Origin of the sequence: Agrococcus sp. BE272 (assembly GCF_031457935.1) — a bacterium.
Taxonomy (GTDB): domain Bacteria; phylum Actinomycetota; class Actinomycetes; order Actinomycetales; family Microbacteriaceae; genus Agrococcus; species Agrococcus sediminis.
In genome coordinates this window covers 48,580-64,560 of the sequence record NZ_JAVDXL010000001.1, presented here as the reverse complement: position 1 = coordinate 64,560, position 15,981 = coordinate 48,580, and the positions used below count along the sequence as shown (strand labels likewise).

Below are 15,981 nucleotides of genomic sequence, written 5' to 3'. Positions count from 1 at the left end.
CTCCCGCGGCCGGTAGACTGCCCAGCACCCCGTACGCCGCGACACACCTGGCGGACGACCGCACCGCGGCGGGAAGAAGGATCAGCGTGACCACACCCAGCGCAGCGCTCGCGCCCGCAGAGCGCGCCGTCCAGCTGCTCGGCGGCGACCTCTCCGAGGTCGCACTCCGCCGACACCTCGAGGGCCTGCCGGCCGTCGACGCCGTGGGCCTCGAGGCCCGCGCCGCATCGCTCGGCACCCGCTCCATCAAGACGAGCTCCAAGCAGGCGGCGCTCGACCTCACGATCCGCATGATCGACCTCACGACCCTCCAGGGCAACGACACCCGGGGCAAGGTGCACTCGCTCGTCGCGAAGGCGCTCGTGCCCGACGCATCCGACCCCTCGACGCCGCGCCCCGCGGCCGTCTGCGTCTACGGCGACATGGTCGGCAACGCGGTCGAGGCGCTCGGCTCGGCCTGGAGCAACGGCCGCGACGACGGCATCAACGTCGCCGCCGTCGCGACCGCGTTCCCGTCCGGGCGCGCGAGCCTGCCGGTCAAGCTGCAGGACACCCGCGACGCGGTCGCTGCCGGCGCCGACGAGATCGACATGGTCATCGACCGCGGCGCGTTCCTCGAGGGCAACTACGGCAAGGTCTTCGACGAGATCGTCGCCACCAAGGAGGCGTGCCGTCGCACCGACGGCACCTTCGCGCACCTCAAGGTCATCCTCGAGACGGGCGAGCTCGTGACGTACGACAACGTGCGCCGCGCCTCGTGGCTGTCGATCCTCGCCGGCGGCGACTTCATCAAGACCTCCACCGGCAAGGTGCAGCCCGCGGCCACGCTGCCGGTGACGCTGCTCATGCTGCAGGTCGTGCGCGACTGGGAGCGGCTGACGGGCGAGCGCATCGGCGTGAAGCCCGCGGGCGGCATCGCCACCGCGAAGGACGCCATGAAGTACCTCGTCACGGTCGCCGAGACCTGCGGCGAGGCGTGGCTCGACCCGCACCTGTTCCGCTTCGGCGCCTCGAGCCTGCTGAACGACGTGCTGCTGCAGCGCCAGAAGCTCACCACCGGCCGCTACTCCGGCCCCGACTACGTCACGATCGACTGAGGCTCCCCATGGCATTCCTCGACTACGCGCCGGCTCCCGAGTCGACGTCCATCCTCAACCTCCGCGACGAGTACCGGCTCTGGATCGGCGGCGAGTGGGTCGCCGGCGGCGGCGCGAGCTTCGCCTCCGTCTCGCCCTCGACCGAGCAGCCCATCGCCACGTTCGCGACCGCCGACGAGGGCGACGTGGATGCTGCGGTGCGGGCCGCGCGCACCGCGTTCCGCACCGTCTGGGGCCCGATGTCGGGCCGCGACCGCGGCAAGTTCCTCTTCCGCATCGCGCGCATCCTGCAGGAGCGCGCGCGCGAGCTCGCCGTCGCCGAGTCGCTCGACAACGGCAAGCCGATCAAGGAGACGCGCGACGCCGACGTGCCGCTCGTCGCCCAGTGGTTCTTCCACTGCGCCGGATGGGCCGACAAGCTCGACTACGTCGGTCTCGGCGCCGCGCCGCAGCCGCACGGCGTCGCCGCGCAGGTCATCCCGTGGAACTTCCCGCTGCTCATGCTCGCGTGGAAGGTCGCGCCGGCGCTCGCCGCCGGCAACACCGTCGTGCTGAAGCCGGCCGAGACGACGCCGCTCACGGCGATGCTCTTCGCCGAGGTGTGCGAGCAGGCGGGCCTGCCCGCCGGCGTCGTCAACCTCATCACGGGAGCGGGCGAGACGGGCGCGGCGCTCGTGCGCCACCCCGACGTCGACAAGGTCGCCTTCACGGGCTCCACCGCGGTCGGCCGCGAGATCGCGAAGGCGCTCGCCGGCACGCCGAAGCGGCTGACGCTCGAGCTGGGCGGCAAGGGCGCGAACATCGTCTTCGACGACGCGCCCCTCGACCAGGCGATCGAGGGCATCGTCAACGGCATCTTCTTCAACCAGGGCCAGGTGTGCTGCGCGGGCAGCCGCCTGCTCGTGCAGGAGAACGTGCACGACGCGGTGCTCGAGCGCCTCAAGGAGCGCATGGCGACGCTGCGCCTCGGCGACCCGCTCGACAAGAACACCGACATCGGCGCGATCAACTCCTCCGAGCAGCTCGCGCGCATCACGCGCCTCGTCGACCAGGGCGAGGCCGAGGGCGGCGAGCGCTGGGCGCCCGACTGCGAGCTGCCGGCGAAGGGCTACTGGTTCCCGCCGACCGTCGTCTCGGGCGTCGAGGCGTCGTCGACGATCGCCCGCGAGGAGATCTTCGGACCCGTGCTGTCGGTGCTCACCTTCCGCACGCCCGACGAGGCGATCGCGAAGGCGAACAACACCCCCTACGGCCTCTCGGCCGGCATCTGGAGCGACAAGGGCTCCCGCGTGCTCGCGGTCGCCGACAAGCTGCGCGCCGGCGTCGTCTGGGCGAACACGTTCAACAAGTTCGACCCCGCGAGCCCGTTCGGCGGCTACAAGGAGTCCGGCTACGGCCGCGAGGGCGGCGTGCAGGGCATGCAGGCGTACCTGAAGGCAGGCAAGTGATGGCGACCACGACGAAGACCCCGGCCCGCACGGCGACGCGCCTCGACGTGCCCAAGACCTACAAGCTCTTCATCGGCGGCGCGTTCCCGCGCAGCGAGTCCGGGCGCGTGACCGAGGTGCTCGACAAGCGCGGCGCGTTCGTCGCGAACGTCGCGAAGGCCTCCAGGAAGGATGCGCGCGACGCCGTCCGCGCGGCCCGCAAGGCCCAGCCCGGCTGGGCGGGCGCGACCGCGTACAACCGCGGCCAGGTGCTGTACCGGGTCGCCGAGGTGCTCGAGGGCCGCAAGGCGCAGTTCGTCGACGAGCTGCAGCGCACCGAGGGCCTGACCGCCGCGCGGGCGCAGCAGCAGGTCGAGGCCGCGATCGACCTGTGGGTGCTGCATGCCGGCTGGACCGACAAGGTCGCCCAGATCGGCGGCCACGCCAACCCCGTCGCCGGCCCCTACTTCAACCTGTCGGTGCCCGAGCCGACCGGCGTCGTCGCGATCATCGCGCCGCAGGAGCAGGGCCTCCTGGGCCTCACGTCGGTCGTCGCGCCGGCGCTCGTGACGGGCAACGCGGTCGTCGTGGTGCCCGCCGCGGCCTCGCCGCTCGTCGCGATCTCGCTCGCCGAGGTGCTCGCGACGAGCGACCTGCCTGGCGGCGTCGTGAACGTGCTGACGGGCGACCCGGCCGAGCTCGCGCCGTGGCTCGCGGGCCACGCCGACATCAACGCGCTCGACCTCACCGGCGCCGGCGACCTCGACTGGGTCGAGCTCGAGGTGATCGCGGCCGACACGCTGAAGCGCGTGCTGCGTCCCGAGCCGGGCCTCGCGCCCGAGACGCCGCAGCGCATCCTCGCCCTCACCGAGACGAAGACGGTCTGGCACACGAAGTCCCGCCTCTGACCGCCTGAGCGGCGCCCTGCGCAGGGCGCCGCTCGGCCGTCTGCGCCTCAGCCGAGCGCCGCGACGAACCCGCCCCACGGCATCCGCTCCACGACGCCCTCGGCGGCGGCCGCGAGCTCGGGGTCGTCGGTGACGAGCGCGTCGGCCTGCAGCGACGCGACCGCGAGCGGCTCCGCCCGCGTCGCGTCGTCCCAGCCGAGCCGCGCGGCGTGCCGCCAGGCGACCGAGCGCGAGACGCGGTCGGCGAGCAGCCGCACCTTGAGCGACGCGAGCGCCTCGAGCTGCGCGCGCCCCTCCGCCTCGGGCAGGTCGCCCGCGCGCACCTCGGCCCACAGCAGCTGCATGACCTGCGAGCGCAGCGCCCCCACGCCGACCAGCTGGTGCCCGCCCACGTCGACGCGCTCGCGCACGATCCGCAGCGCGGTGGGCGCGTCGATCGCGAACCGCGCCATCAGCAGCTCGACTCGATGAGGTCGGCGTACCAGCGGCAGCCGCCCAGCCACGTGTCGACGCGGATGCGCTCGTCGCGCGCGTGCAGGGTGAGGCGCTCGTCGCGGGTCATCGCGAAGGGCGCGAAGCGGTAGACGCGGTCGGTGATGCGATGCGCGTGCCGGCCGTCGGTGCCGCCGAGCATCACGTACGGCACGGTGAGCACGTCGGGCCGCAGCCGCGCGATCGCCGCCGCGACGTCGTCCCAGCCGGGGCCGGCCGAGGGGCTCTCGGGGCTCGGCCCGTGGCCGTGCAGCACCTCGAGCGACACCTGCGGGTCGGCGACCGCTCGCCGCACGTGCGCGACCGTCTCGTCGACGCTCGAGCCGAGCGCGATCCGTGCGTTCACGACCGCGACCGCCTCCTCCGCGAGCGCGTTGGGCGCGGCCGCGCCCGAGAGCTGCGTGACGACCGCGGTGGTCGAGAGCATCGCCCGCGTCTCGTCGCCGCGCGCCAGGATGCGCTCCACGAGCGGCCGCGCGCGCCGCACCCGCCGCAGCACCGCGCCCTGCGGCCCCGACGCATCCGCCCCCAGCAGCTCGAGCATGCGCAGCGCGGGCTCCGGCAGCGAGCGCGGAAAGGGGGCGCGGTCGAGCCGCCGGATCGCGCGCGCGAGCCGCGACGTCGCCGGCAGCCTCGGCGGGGTCGACGCGTGCCCGCCCACCTGCGCCACGCGCATCCGGATGTTCGCGAAGCCCTTCTCGGCCACGCCCACCACCGCCACGTCGCGCGCGACGCCCGCGACCGGCGGCTCGATGATCGCGCCGCCCTCGTCGAGCGCCCACGCGGGCCGCACGCCGCGGGCGTCGAGCTCGGCGATGGCCGACGCGGCGCCGGTCCCCATCGTCTCCTCGTCGTGGCCGAAGACGAGCCACACGTCGCGCGCGGGCGCGAAGCCCGCCGCGAGCAGCGCCTCGACGGCGACGCAGATGCCGACGAGCGAGCCCTTGTCGTCGAGCGTGCCGCGGCCCCACACGTGCGTCGCGTCGCGGTGCCCGGCGTAGGGCGGATGCGTCCACCCGGCGGGCGGGGCCGGCACGACGTCCTGGTGGGCCATGAGCAGCGCCGGCGCACCCGCGCCGCGCCCAGGCCACCGCGCGAGCAGCGTCGCCCCGATCGGCTCGACCTCGAGCGAGGCGAACAGCCGCGGGAAGCGCTCGCGGAGCGCCGCCTGGAAGGCGGGCAGCTGGGCCGCCTCCTCGGTCGGCACGCGCACGAGCGCGATCAGGTCGTCGACGGCCGCGTCCGGGATCTCCACCACGCCGCCAGCGTAGGGCGGCCGGGCCGACGGCGGGCACCGCGGCGCGTTACCGTGGAGGCGAGCCGAAGGAGGCCCCGTGCCCGTCGAGGACAACACCCGCGAGATCGAGTCGACGATCGTCACCGACCTGCGCGAGCGCATGAGCTACGGGTCGTACCTCGGGCTCGACACGCTGCTCGCCTCGCAGCACCCGCGCAGCGAGCCGGAGCACCACGACGAGCTGCTGTTCATCATCCAGCACCAGACGACCGAGCTGTGGCTCAAGCTCGTCATCCACGAGCTCGACGACGCCCGCCGGCTGCTCGCCGCCGACGACCTGGGCGCGGCCCTCAAGCGCATCGCGCGCGTGAAGCACATCCAGGAGGTGCTGACGCAGCAGTGGTCGGTGCTCGCGACGCTCACCCCCACCGAGTACGCGCAGTTCCGCGGCGCGCTCGCCAACGCCTCGGGCTTCCAGAGCGCGCAGTACCGGCTCGTCGAGTTCGCGCTCGGCAACAAGCACGAGCGCATGCTGAAGGTCTTCGAGTCGAGCCCCGACGACCACGCGGCGCTCGCGGCCGAGCTCGAGCGGCCGAGCCTCTACGACGAGTTCCTCCGGCATCTCGCCCGCCGCGGCCACGCCGTGCCGACGGCGGTGCTCGAGCGCGACGTGCGGAAGGCGCACGTCTACTCCGAGGAGCTCGTGCCGGTCTTCCAGCGCATCTACGAGGGCGCCGACGACAACTGGCGCGCCTACGAGACGTGCGAGGAGCTCGTCGACCTCGAGGACAACTTCCAGTTCTGGCGCTTCCGGCACCTGCGCACCGTCACCCGCACGATCGGGCGCAAGACCGGCACGGGAGGCTCGAGCGGCGTCGACTTCCTGCAGCGCGCGCTCGACCTGACGTTCTTCCCCGAGCTCTACGCGGTCCGCACGCGGATCGAGGAGTGAGCGCCCCGCGGCTCGTGCGCGTCGCGCACGCGCGCGTCGACGGCGCGTGGCATGCGGATGCGGTGCTGCGGCTCGGCGACGACGGGGTCGCCCTCGCGGGCGGCGACGAGGCCGCGGCCCGCGACCTGCCGAGGCTCGACCTCGCGCTGCTGGCGCCGCTCACCGACGCGCACGTGCACCTCGCGCTCGCCGACCTCGGCGGGCTCGAGGGGAGCCGCATCGCCCGGGTCCTCGACCTCGGCGCCGACCCGGCCGCCGTGCCGGGCCTCGCCGACGCGGCGCGGGCGACGCATCCGGCCCTCGACGTGCGCTTCGCGGGCGCGTTCCTCACCGCGCCGGGCGGCTACCCGTCGGACCGTGCGTGGGCGCCGCCCGGCGGCGTCGTCGAGGTCGCGGGCGGCGCGGCGGCGGCCGCGGCGGTGCGCGCCCAGGCGGCGGCAGGCGCGAGCCTCGTGAAGCTCGTGTCGAACACCGACGACGGGCCGGCCCTCGACGACGAGGCGCTCGCGGCGGCGGTGGCCGAGGCGCACGCGCTGGGGCTCCGCGTCGCGGTGCACGCGCAGGGCGCGGGCCAGCCGGAGCGCGCGATCGCCGCGGGCGCCGACGTGCTCGCGCACACGCCGTGGACGCATCCGCTCGCCGACGACGTCGTGCGTCGCGCCGCCGGGCGCACGGTGTGGATCTCGACCCTCGGCATGCACGCGCGCGACGGCGACGACGAGGCCTTCGCGCGCGCCACCGACAACCTCGCGCGCTTCGCGGCGGCCGGGGGAGCGGTCGCCTACGGCACCGACCTCGGCAACGGCTCGAGCCGCCTCGACCTCGACGAGGCGGAGGTCGCGGCGCTGCGGCAGGCCGGGGTCGAGGGGGCGGCGCTCGTCGACGCGCTCACCGCGGCCCGGCTGCTGCCCGGCGGCCCCGTCGCGAGCGCCTTCCCGCCCGACGTCGACGGCGACGCCGCCGCGCTCGCATCCCTGCACCGGTCGCGGCCCGTGCGCATCACCGACCTGGAGGCCCCTCGATGACCGACACCGCCCGTCTCGCCGCCGAGCTCGACGCCGCCGACCCGCTCGCCGCCCACACGGGCGCGTTCGTGCGCGACCCCGGCGTCGTCTCCTACCTCGACGGCAACTCGCTCGGCCGCCCGCTCGCGTCGCTCGAGGAGCGCTTCGCGCGCTTCGTCGGCCACGACTGGGGCAGCCGCCTCATCCGCGGCTGGGACGAGGGCTGGATGCGCCTGCCGTACGAGCTCGGCGACCGCATCGGCGCGCTCGTCGGCGCGGCGCCGGGCCAGACCGTCGTCGGCGACTCGACCACGGTGCTGCTCTACAAGCTCATCCGCGCCGCGGTCGACGCGCCGCGCAGCGCCGCCCGCACCGAGATCGTCATCGACGACGACAACTTCCCGACCGACCGCTTCATCGTCGAGGGGGTCGCCGCCGAGCGCGGCCTCACGATCCGGTGGATCGAGGTCGACCGCACGGCCGGCGCGACGCTCGAGCAGGTCGAGGCCGCCGTCGGCGAGCGCACGGCGCTCGTCGTGCTGAGCCACGTCGCCTACCGCTCGGGGTTCCTCGCCGACGTCGCTGGCGTCACGCGCGCCGTGCACGACGCGGGCGCGCTCGTGCTGTGGGACCTGTGCCACTCGGCGGGCGTCATCCCCACCGAGCTCGACGCGCACGGCGTCGACCTCGCGGTCGGCTGCACGTACAAGTACTTGAACGGCGGGCCCGGCTCGCCCGCCTTCGCCTACGTGCGGCGCGAGCTGCAGGGCGAGCTGCAGCAGCCGATCCAGGGCTGGATGGGCGCCGCCGACGTCTTCGCGATGGCGCCGAGCTACCGGCCCGCGCCCGACCTGGCCCGGTTCCTGAGCGGCACCCCGCCGGTGCTCGCGACCGTCGCGCTCGAGGCGATGGTCGAGCTCGTCGAGCAGGTGGGCGTCGCCGCCGTGCGCGAGAAGTCGATCGCCCTCACCGGCTTCGCCGAGCAGGCGCTCGCCGCGCACGTGCTGCCGCACGGGGCGGTGCTCGCGAGCCCGCCCGCCGGGCCGCGCCGGGGCAGCCACCTCACCGTCGCGCATCCGTCGTTCCGCGAGGTCAACGCGAGGCTCTGGGAGCGCGGCGTCATCCCCGACTTCCGGGCGCCCGACGGCATCCGCATCGGGCTGTCGCCGCTCAGCACGACGTTCGCCGAGGTCGAGCTCGGCGTCGCGGCGCTCGGGGAGGAGCTCGCGCGCGCTACTCGCGGATGAGGTCGTGCACGGCGACCGCGGCGTCGACCGCCTGCTGGCCCGTGAACGCCGCCTCGGCGCCGTCCCAGCCGACCGAGACGGTCTCGAACTGGTCGAAGGTGTTCACGGTGCCCGAGAACGTCTCGCTCAGCACCGGGGGCTCGCCAACGCCCATCACGAACAGGCCGCGCTCGTTGGCGCCCGGGTCGGCGACGGTGAGGCGCGAGCTCGCGAGCGCGATGAGCTCGTCTGGCGCGAACGTGATGCCGCTGAGCGTGAGGCGCAGCGTGCTGCCGCCGGCCGTCCACGCGCACTGGCGCTCGACGGCGATGTCCTCCTGGTCCTGCGCGTCGCTCGCGGCCTGGTCGAAGTCGAGGCCGCCGGTGAGCTCGGCGACCGCGCCCTCGAGCGCCGCGCACTCGGGGAACTCGGTCGGCGGCGCGATCGGGTAGCCCTCGGGGGCGTCCGGGTCGCCCTCGGCGGTCACGGGCGACTCGGATGCGGCGGGGTCGGATGCGGCCGGCTCGCTCGCGGTCGGCTGCGGGCCGGCGGCGGTGGGCTCGGGCGTCTCGTCGGGCGCGGCGGAGCCGCAGCCGGCGAGCGCGAGGGCGGAGACGACGGCGAGGGGGAGCAGGAGTCGGGGCACCAGGGCAGGGTACCGGCACCGCGGACCCTCCCCGGCTAGGCTCGTCAGCGGCGGGCGACCCCCGCATCCGCACACCTCCCAGGCCCACCAGGCGCTGGGCCACCGACGGCGATGGAGCCCGCATGACCGACACGCCCCAGTACAAGCTCGACCCGGCCCCGCAGGGCGAGCACCACTACACGGGTCCGACCCGCCTCGAGCGCGACTCGCTCGGCGAGCTGCCGGTCCCCGCCGACGCCTACTGGGGCATCCACACCGAGCGCGCGCTCATCAACTTCCCGATCACCGGCCGCTCGATCTCGGTCTACTCCGACCTCGTCAACGCGCTCGCGGTCGTCAAGCAGGCGTGCGCGCGCGCCAACCGCGAGATCGGGGTGCTCGACCCCGAGAAGGCCGACCTCATCGACCGCGTCTGCCGGCGCATCCGCGGCGGCGAGCTGCACGACCAGTTCAAGGTGGGCGTCATCCAGGGCGGCGCCGGCACCTCGACGAACATGAACACGAACGAGGTCATCGCCAACGCGTGCCTCGTCGAGCTCGGCTTCCCGAAGGGGTCGTACGAGCACTTCAGCCCCATCGACGACGTCAACCGCTCGCAGTCGACGAACGACACCTACCCGACCTCCATCAAGGTCGCGATGTCGTTCACGCTGCGCCGCCTGCTCGACGAGCTGACGCGGCTGACGGATGCGTTCGACGCGAAGGCCGACGAGTTCCGCGACGTGCTGAAGGTCGGCCGCACGCAGCTGCAGGACGCCGTGCCGATGACGCTCGGCCAGGAGTTCCACGGCTTCGCCGTGACGCTGCGCGAGGACCGCGACCGGCTCGAGGAGACCATCAAGTGGCTGAGCGAGGTCAACCTCGGCGCCACCGCGATCGGCACGGGCATCACCGCCGACCCGCGCTACGCCGAGGCCGCCTGCCGGCACCTCGCCGAGCTCACCGGCCTGCCGATCACGGCCGCCGCCGACCTCATCGAGGCGACGAGCGACACCGGCGTGTTCATGACGCTCTCGGGGACGCTCAAGCGCTGCGCGGCGAAGCTCTCCAAGATCTGCAACGACCTGCGGCTGCTCTCCTCCGGCCCGCAGGCGGGCTTCGGCGAGATCTCGCTGCCCGCGAAGCAGGCCGGGTCGTCGATCATGCCCGGCAAGGTCAACCCGGTCATCCCCGAGGTCGTGAACCAGGTCGCGTTCGCCGTCATCGGGTCGGATGCGACGGTGACGGCGGCGTCGGAGGCCGGGCAGCTGCAGCTCAACGCGTTCGAGCCCGTGATCGCCCACTCCATCCTGCAGAGCCTGCACTGGATGACGCAGGCGTGCCTGACGCTGCGGGTGAACTGCGTCGTCGGCATCGAGGCGAACCGCGAGCGGCTCGACCTCATGGTCGGCACGTCGGTCGGCGTCGTCACGGCGCTCACGCCGTACCTCGGCTACGCCGAGTCGGCGAAGCTCGCCCACGAGGCGCTCACGAGCAGCAAGTCGATCGCCGACCTCGTCGTCGAGGCGGGCCTCATGGAGCGCGAGCGGGTCGAGAAGCTGCTGCAGCCCGCGCGCCTGTCGGGCCTGCAGCCCGTGACGCAGGCGATCCCGGTCATCCCGCTGCCCGACGCCGAGCGCTGAGGCGCGGCACGGCACGGCTCGGTACGCTCCTCGGGTGACCGCCACCGCACCGCTCTCGCCGCTCGCGCGCCGACGGGAGGGCCCGAACGTCGGGCTGATCGTCGGCATCATCGGCATCGCGGTGCTCGCGCTCGCCTCGTTCGGCGTGATCTTCGTGCTCGGCGGCGCGATCGGCAACCCGCTGCTCGTCGCCGTCTCCGGCGTCATGGCGCTCGTGCCGCTCGGCTTCGTCATCTGGGCGGTCGTCGCGATCGACCGGTGGGAGCCTGAGCCGCGGGTGGCGATGTGGTTCGCGGGCCTCTGGGGCGGTGTCGCGGCGGTGCTGCTGACGCTCGCGCTCAACGAGTGGGTGCTGCAGCCGCTCGTCGTGCCGCTGCTGCGCTCGCAGGAGGAGTTCGAGTTCTACGCGACCGTCATCCAGGCGCCGGTGGTGGAGGAGCTCTGGAAGGCGATCCCGGTCGTCATCATGTTCCTGTTCTTCCGGCGCACGTTCGACGGGCCGGTCGACGGCGTCGTCTTCGCGGCGCTGTCGGCAGCGGGATTCGCGTTCACCGAGAACATCCTCTACTTCGGCACGTCGCTCGCCGAGTCGGGCGACGGCTCGTTCATCTTCTTCCTGCGCGGCATCATGAGCCCGCTCACGCACGCGATCTTCACGGCGGTCGGGATCGGGCTCGCGCTCGGCTTCGCGGCGAGGCTGCGCAGCCGGTGGTGGATCCTCGTCGCCTTCCCGGCGGGCTGGCTCGTGTCCGCCGCGCTGCACGCGCTGTGGAACTCGGCGAGCTGGTGGGTGCCTGGCGGCACCGTCGGCTTCTTCGTCTACTACCTCGTCGTGCAGGTGCCGCTGTGCGCGCTCGCCGCCGTCGCGGTCTGGCTCCTGCTGCGCCAGGAGGTGCGGCTCACGCGGCTCCGCCTCGACGACTACGGGCGCGCCGGCTGGTTCACGCGCGAAGAGGTCGAGCGGCTCTCGAGCGGCGACGGCCGCGCCTCGCTCATGGACTGGGCGAAGCGCCGCGGCGTGCGGCGGTCGATGCACCACTACATCCAGACCGCGACGAAGCTCGCCAACCACCGCCAGCGAGCGCTCGTCGGCCGCACGGGCTCCGGCCACGCCGCCGACGAGACGGCGCTGCTCGGCGACCTCATGCACCACCGCCGCTCGATGGCCGCCGCCGCGATGGGGCAGCCGGTGCAGCTGTCGCACGGCCAGGCTGTGGCAGCACCGGTCGGCGGCCGCGTGCAGCGCTTCGGCGAGCTCGACGCCCGATGGCCGGTGCGCCGCTGACCTGGTAGTCTTGGCCGGTTGCCGTACATCGGCCGCGGACAGAGAGCGCTCGTGCATCCCGCACGGGCACCGCGCTGTGAGCAGAGAGGGGTCCACATGAGCCTGAACGCAGAGGTCAAGAAGGCCATCATCGAGGAGTACGCCACGCACGAGGGCGACACCGGGAGCCCCGAGGTGCAGGTCGCGATGCTGTCGCGCCGCATCAAGGACCTCACGGAGCACCTGAAGGAGCACAAGCACGACCACCACTCGCGTCGTGGTCTGCTGCTGCTCGTCGGTCAGCGTCGTCGTCTGCTCGGCTACCTGTCCGACGTCGACATCGAGCGCTACCGCTCGCTGATCGAGCGCCTCGGCCTTCGCCGATAGCCTTCCCCAGCGTTCCCGAAGGGCCGTCCCGCGAGGGGCGGCCCTTCGTCATGCTCAGGGACCGCCCTTCGTCGTGCTCAGGGGCCGCCCTCCGTCGTCGCTGCGGTCGGCGACCGGTCACCCCGGGCGCACGAGCGCGAGCGCGAGCGCACCGGCGATCAGCGTGGCGACCGACAGCGCCGCCCACAGCCACTTGCCGCGCCGCCGCCGCCGCGACGCGGGGTCCTGGCTGTCGCCGAACGCGAGCGGTGCAGCCGACCGAGCCTCGGCCGCGGCGAGCGCCTCGTGCGAGCCGTAGAACAGGTGCGCCTGGATCGGCTGCATGCCCGAGGCGGCGACGAGCTCGCGCACGCGATGCACGAAGCGCTGCGTCTCCGGCTCCGTCAGGTCCCAGCCGCGCTCGGCGAGCACGGTGACGCTCGTGCCGCTGCAGTCGAGCGCGAGACGGCCCGGCTCTTCCGCGAGCAGCTCGAGCAGGCCGGCCGGCACCGCGCCCACCGTGGCGTCGATCGGCTCGCCGACGGTCTCAGCCGACAGCGTGACCTCCCAGCTGCCGCGCCGCTCGACGCGCGTCGCGAGGCCCGCCTGCTGCGCCCGCTCGGCGTCCTCGATCGCCAGGCGCCTGGTCACGGGCGTCGTCGAGCGCTCCGCGTCGAGCATCTGCACCCAGATCGCCCTGCCGGGTCGACGCTCGACGATGATCGTGAGGAAGCCCCAGCGCAGCCACGGGGCGCGCCCGAAGGACTCGCGCATGGCGAATCCGCCGAACATGGCCGAGCCGCCCAGCAGCGCGTGCTCGACGATCCGATCGACGCCCGACTGCAGCACGAGCGAGCCGGCTCGATGGTCGGTGCTGCGCGCGATCGCGCCGAGCGCGTTGTCGCGCGCGAAGCGCAGCAGCTTCGCCTGGCGTCGCACGGCCATCCGTCTCGTCACGACGATCCAGACCGCGAGCCCGAGGCAGAAGGCCCCGAACAGCCCGCAGACGATCGCCATCTCGGCGTCGCCGCTCGTGACGCCCATGAGCGAGACGAGCAGCATGAGCACCCCGATCGGGATGGTGACCCACAGCACCAGCCGCAGCCGCGGGTCGTGCTGGCCGGCGGCGGTGAGCCAGGCGCGGGTGCGACGCACGTCGTCGTCGGAGAGCGGTCGGTCGAGGGAGGACACGTCGAGCCGGGGCACCGTCTGCATCGGCTCATCGTACGAGGCAGCGTCTCCGGGTCTTCCGAGGCGCCGACTGCTACCATCGATCCGGTTGCTGTTCATCCATCGCAGCCATCGCGCGTCCGCAGACGAGACCCAGAGGCTGGTCGTTGGTGGAGGATGCCGAAGCGGAGCTTCGACCTCGCCCACTGATGACCACACCTCCTCGAGCAGGCGACGCGCGGAACCGCAGCGCGTCCTCGCGCCCACGAGAGGAGTGACCCTATGGAGGGTCCAGAGATCACATTCGCCGAAGCCGTCCTCGACAACGGCCGCTTCGGCACCCGCACCGTCCGCTTCGAGACCGGCCGCCTCGCGCAGCAGGCGCAGGGCGCCGCGGTCGCGTACATCGACGAGGAGACGATGCTGCTGAGCGCCACGAGCGTCTCCAAGCAGCCGAAGGACCACTTCGACTTCTTCCCGCTCACCGTCGACGTCGAGGAGCGCATGTACGCCGCGGGCCGCATCCCCGGCTCGTTCTTCCGCCGCGAGGGCCGCCCCTCGACCGACGCGATCCTCACGTGCCGCCTCATCGACCGGCCGCTGCGTCCGTCGTTCGTGGAGGGCATCCGCAACGAGGTGCAGGTCGTCGTCACCGTGCTCGCCATCGAGCCCGACGAGATCTACGATGCGCTCGCGATCAACGCCGCGTCCATGTCGACGCAGCTCTCGGGCCTGCCGTTCGACGGCCCGATCGGCGGCGTGCGCGTCGCGCTCATCGACGGCCAGTGGGTCGCCTTCCCCAAGCACTCGCAGCTCGAGCAGGCCGTGTTCAACATGGTCGTCGCCGGCCGCGTGGTCACCGACGCCGCCGGCGTCGAGGACGTCGCGATCATGATGGTCGAGGCCGAGGCCACTGACAACGCCTGGGAGCTCATCCAGGGCGGCGCCGTGAAGCCGACCGAGGAGATCGTCGCGCAGGGCCTCGAGGCCTCGAAGCCGTTCATCAAGCAGCTCGTCGCCGCGCAGGCCGAGGTCGCCAAGACCGCCGCCAAGGAGACGCAGCAGTACCCGCTGTTCCCGCCGTACTCGGAGGAGGCGCTCGTCGCCGTCCGCGAGGTCGCGCAGGAGCGCCTGTCGGAGGTCTACCGGATCGCCGGCAAGCTCGAGCGCCAGGACGCCGACGACCAGCTCAAGGAGCAGGTCAAGCAGGAGATCAACGGGCGCATCGAGCGCGGCGAGCTGGAGGCCGTCGTCGCGACGCAGGTCTCGGGCGCCTACAAGGCCGTGACGAAGGAGGTCGTCCGCGGACGCATCCTCTCCGAGCAGGTCCGCATGGACGGCCGCGGCCTCGCCGACATCCGTCCGCTCGACGCCGAGGTCGCGGTCGTGCCGCGCGTGCACGGCTCCGCGATCTTCCAGCGCGGCGAGACGCAGATCATGGGCATCACGACCCTGAACATGCTGAAGCTCGAGCAGCAGATCGACTCGCTGAGCCCGGTCACGTCGAAGCGCTACATGCACAACTACAACTTCCCGCCGTACTCGACGGGCGAGACGGGCCGCGTCGGCAGCCCGAAGCGCCGCGAGATCGGCCACGGCGCCCTGGCCGAGCGCGCGCTCGTGCCCGTGCTGCCGAGCCGCGAGGACTTCCCGTACGCGATCCGCCAGGTCTCGGAGGCGCTGGGCTCGAACGGCTCGACGTCGATGGGCTCGGTCTGCGCGTCGACCCTCGCGCTGCTGAACGCCGGCGTGCCGCTCAAGGCGCCCGTCGCGGGCATCGCCATGGGCCTCGTCAGCGACACGGTCGACGGCGAGACCCGCTACGCGGCGCTCACCGACATCCTCGGCGCCGAGGACGCGCTCGGCGACATGGACTTCAAGGTCGCCGGCACGCCGGAGTTCATCACGGCCATCCAGCTCGACACGAAGCTCTCGGGCCTGCCGGCCTCGGTGCTGACGAGCGCGCTGACGCAGGCGAAGGAGGCGCGCACGAAGATCCTCGAGGTCCTCAACGCCGCCATCGACGCCCCCGACGAGATGGCGCCCACTGCGCCGCGCGTCATCAGCGTGCAGATCCCGGTCGACAAGATCGGCGAGCTGATCGGCCCGAAGGGCAAGACGATCAACCAGATCCAGGACGACACGGGCGCCCAGATCTCGATCGAGGACAACGGCACCGTCTACATCGGCGCCGTCGACGGGCCGTCGGCCGAGGCCGCGCGCTCCGCGGTCAACGCGATCGCCAACCCCTCGAACCCCGAGGTCGGCGAGCGCTTCCTCGGCACCGTCGTGAAGATCGCGTCGTTCGGCGCGTTCGTCTCGCTGATGCCGGGCCGCGACGGCCTGCTGCACGTGACCGCCATGCGCGCGCTCAACGGCGGCAAGCGCATCGAGAGCGTCGAGGACGTCGTCTCGGTGGGTCAGAAGATCCAGGTCGAGATCACGAAGATCGACGACCGCGGCAAGCTCTCGCTCGAGGTCGTCGACGAGTCGGCGCCCGTCGCCCCCGTCGCCGCGGACGGCTCCGCGGAGTCGTCCGTCTCGGCAGACTCGGCCGAGTAGCGCACGAC

At 73.2% G+C, this 15,981-nt stretch carries 14 protein-coding genes; 10 read left to right on the top strand and 4 right to left on the bottom strand.

Going from position 1 to position 15,981, the window contains the following annotated elements; genetic code table 11:
• Nucleotides 1-86 precede the first annotated feature (86 nt).
• From deoC to J2X49_RS00310, 3 genes are read left to right on the top strand one after another with little or no spacing between them, the layout of a single operon-like run.
• Nucleotides 87-1,097, top strand: a complete 1,011-nt coding sequence (gene deoC / locus J2X49_RS00320) for a deoxyribose-phosphate aldolase (RefSeq protein WP_146357363.1) — start codon at nucleotides 87-89, stop codon at nucleotides 1,095-1,097.
• Between the two features lie 8 nt (nucleotides 1,098-1,105).
• A complete protein-coding gene (locus J2X49_RS00315) occupies nucleotides 1,106-2,545 on the top strand; it encodes an aldehyde dehydrogenase family protein (protein ID WP_146357365.1) in 1,440 nt (479 codons plus the stop codon).
• On the top strand, nucleotides 2,545-3,432 hold the full coding sequence (locus J2X49_RS00310) for an aldehyde dehydrogenase family protein (RefSeq protein WP_128190169.1): 888 nt from the start codon (nucleotides 2,545-2,547) through the stop codon (nucleotides 3,430-3,432). The genes J2X49_RS00315 and J2X49_RS00310 overlap by 1 nt, the downstream gene beginning before the upstream one ends.
• A 47-nt stretch (nucleotides 3,433-3,479) precedes the next feature.
• Here the strand turns inward: J2X49_RS00310 and J2X49_RS00305 are convergent, their stop codons facing one another.
• Complete coding sequence (locus tag J2X49_RS00305) at nucleotides 3,480-3,884, bottom strand: hypothetical protein (protein ID WP_310121124.1); 405 nt, start codon at nucleotides 3,882-3,884, stop codon at nucleotides 3,480-3,482.
• Complete coding sequence (locus J2X49_RS00300; protein ID WP_310121122.1) at nucleotides 3,884-5,182, bottom strand: M20/M25/M40 family metallo-hydrolase; 1,299 nt, start codon at nucleotides 5,180-5,182, stop codon at nucleotides 3,884-3,886. The genes J2X49_RS00305 and J2X49_RS00300 overlap by 1 nt, the downstream gene beginning before the upstream one ends.
• Before the next feature lie 76 nt (nucleotides 5,183-5,258).
• Between J2X49_RS00300 and J2X49_RS00295 the strand changes: the two genes are divergently transcribed.
• From J2X49_RS00295 to J2X49_RS00285, 3 genes are read left to right on the top strand one after another with little or no spacing between them, the layout of a single operon-like run.
• On the top strand, nucleotides 5,259-6,113 hold the full coding sequence (locus tag J2X49_RS00295; RefSeq protein WP_128190172.1) for a tryptophan 2,3-dioxygenase: 855 nt from the start codon (nucleotides 5,259-5,261) through the stop codon (nucleotides 6,111-6,113).
• Nucleotides 6,110-7,138 carry a hydrolase gene (locus J2X49_RS00290; protein ID WP_310121119.1) on the top strand — a complete coding sequence of 343 codons (1,029 nt, stop codon included), beginning with the start codon at nucleotides 6,110-6,112 and terminating at the stop codon, nucleotides 7,136-7,138. The genes J2X49_RS00295 and J2X49_RS00290 overlap by 4 nt, the downstream gene beginning before the upstream one ends.
• Nucleotides 7,135-8,364: an aminotransferase class V-fold PLP-dependent enzyme gene (locus tag J2X49_RS00285; RefSeq protein ID WP_310121117.1), complete on the top strand. Its 1,230-nt coding sequence runs from the start codon at nucleotides 7,135-7,137 to the stop codon at nucleotides 8,362-8,364. Before J2X49_RS00290 ends, J2X49_RS00285 begins: the two co-directional genes overlap by 4 nt.
• On the opposite strand, the gene J2X49_RS00280 is transcribed toward J2X49_RS00285, so the two are convergent.
• Nucleotides 8,351-8,989, bottom strand: a complete 639-nt coding sequence (locus tag J2X49_RS00280) for a hypothetical protein (RefSeq protein WP_310121116.1) — start codon at nucleotides 8,987-8,989, stop codon at nucleotides 8,351-8,353. The genes J2X49_RS00285 and J2X49_RS00280 overlap by 14 nt on opposite strands.
• A gap of 122 nt (nucleotides 8,990-9,111) precedes the next feature.
• Between J2X49_RS00280 and J2X49_RS00275 the strand changes: the two genes are divergently transcribed.
• The 3 genes from J2X49_RS00275 to rpsO all read left to right on the top strand — a co-directional run bounded on the left by J2X49_RS00275 (nucleotide 9,112) and on the right by rpsO (nucleotide 12,262).
• Complete coding sequence (locus J2X49_RS00275) at nucleotides 9,112-10,611, top strand: aspartate ammonia-lyase (protein ID WP_246990713.1); 1,500 nt, start codon at nucleotides 9,112-9,114, stop codon at nucleotides 10,609-10,611.
• Nucleotides 10,612-10,645: 34 nt separating this feature from the next.
• Nucleotides 10,646-11,896, top strand: a complete 1,251-nt coding sequence (locus tag J2X49_RS00270; protein ID WP_310121111.1) for a PrsW family intramembrane metalloprotease — start codon at nucleotides 10,646-10,648, stop codon at nucleotides 11,894-11,896.
• 96 nt (nucleotides 11,897-11,992) lie between these two features.
• A complete protein-coding gene (gene rpsO / locus J2X49_RS00265) occupies nucleotides 11,993-12,262 on the top strand; it encodes a 30S ribosomal protein S15 (protein ID WP_128190649.1) in 270 nt (89 codons plus the stop codon).
• A 117-nt stretch (nucleotides 12,263-12,379) separates the two neighbouring features.
• On the opposite strand, the gene J2X49_RS00260 is transcribed toward rpsO, so the two are convergent.
• Nucleotides 12,380-13,456: a hypothetical protein gene (locus J2X49_RS00260; protein WP_310121102.1), complete on the bottom strand. Its 1,077-nt coding sequence runs from the start codon at nucleotides 13,454-13,456 to the stop codon at nucleotides 12,380-12,382.
• Nucleotides 13,457-13,693: 237 nt separating this feature from the next.
• Between J2X49_RS00260 and J2X49_RS00255 the strand changes: the two genes are divergently transcribed.
• Nucleotides 13,694-15,973, top strand: a complete 2,280-nt coding sequence (locus J2X49_RS00255) for a polyribonucleotide nucleotidyltransferase (protein ID WP_310121099.1) — start codon at nucleotides 13,694-13,696, stop codon at nucleotides 15,971-15,973.
• Nucleotides 15,974-15,981 lie beyond the last annotated feature (8 nt).

Bases quoted from the DNA above. Each gene is read 5' to 3' on its own strand.
- J2X49_RS00305 (WP_310121124.1), bottom strand. From the start codon at position 3,884: ATGGCGCGGTTCGCGATCGACGCGCCCACCGCGCTGCGGATCGTGCGC.
- J2X49_RS00255 (WP_310121099.1), top strand. From the start codon at position 13,694: ATGGAGGGTCCAGAGATCACATTCGCCGAAGCCGTCCTCGACAACGGC.
- J2X49_RS00310 (WP_128190169.1), top strand. From the start codon at position 2,545: ATGGCGACCACGACGAAGACCCCGGCCCGCACGGCGACGCGCCTCGAC.
- rpsO (WP_128190649.1), top strand. From the start codon at position 11,993: ATGAGCCTGAACGCAGAGGTCAAGAAGGCCATCATCGAGGAGTACGCC.
- J2X49_RS00315 (WP_146357365.1), top strand. From the start codon at position 1,106: ATGGCATTCCTCGACTACGCGCCGGCTCCCGAGTCGACGTCCATCCTC.
- J2X49_RS00260 (WP_310121102.1), bottom strand. From the start codon at position 13,456: ATGCAGACGGTGCCCCGGCTCGACGTGTCCTCCCTCGACCGACCGCTC.
- J2X49_RS00285 (WP_310121117.1), top strand. From the start codon at position 7,135: ATGACCGACACCGCCCGTCTCGCCGCCGAGCTCGACGCCGCCGACCCG.
- J2X49_RS00275 (WP_246990713.1), top strand. From the start codon at position 9,112: ATGACCGACACGCCCCAGTACAAGCTCGACCCGGCCCCGCAGGGCGAG.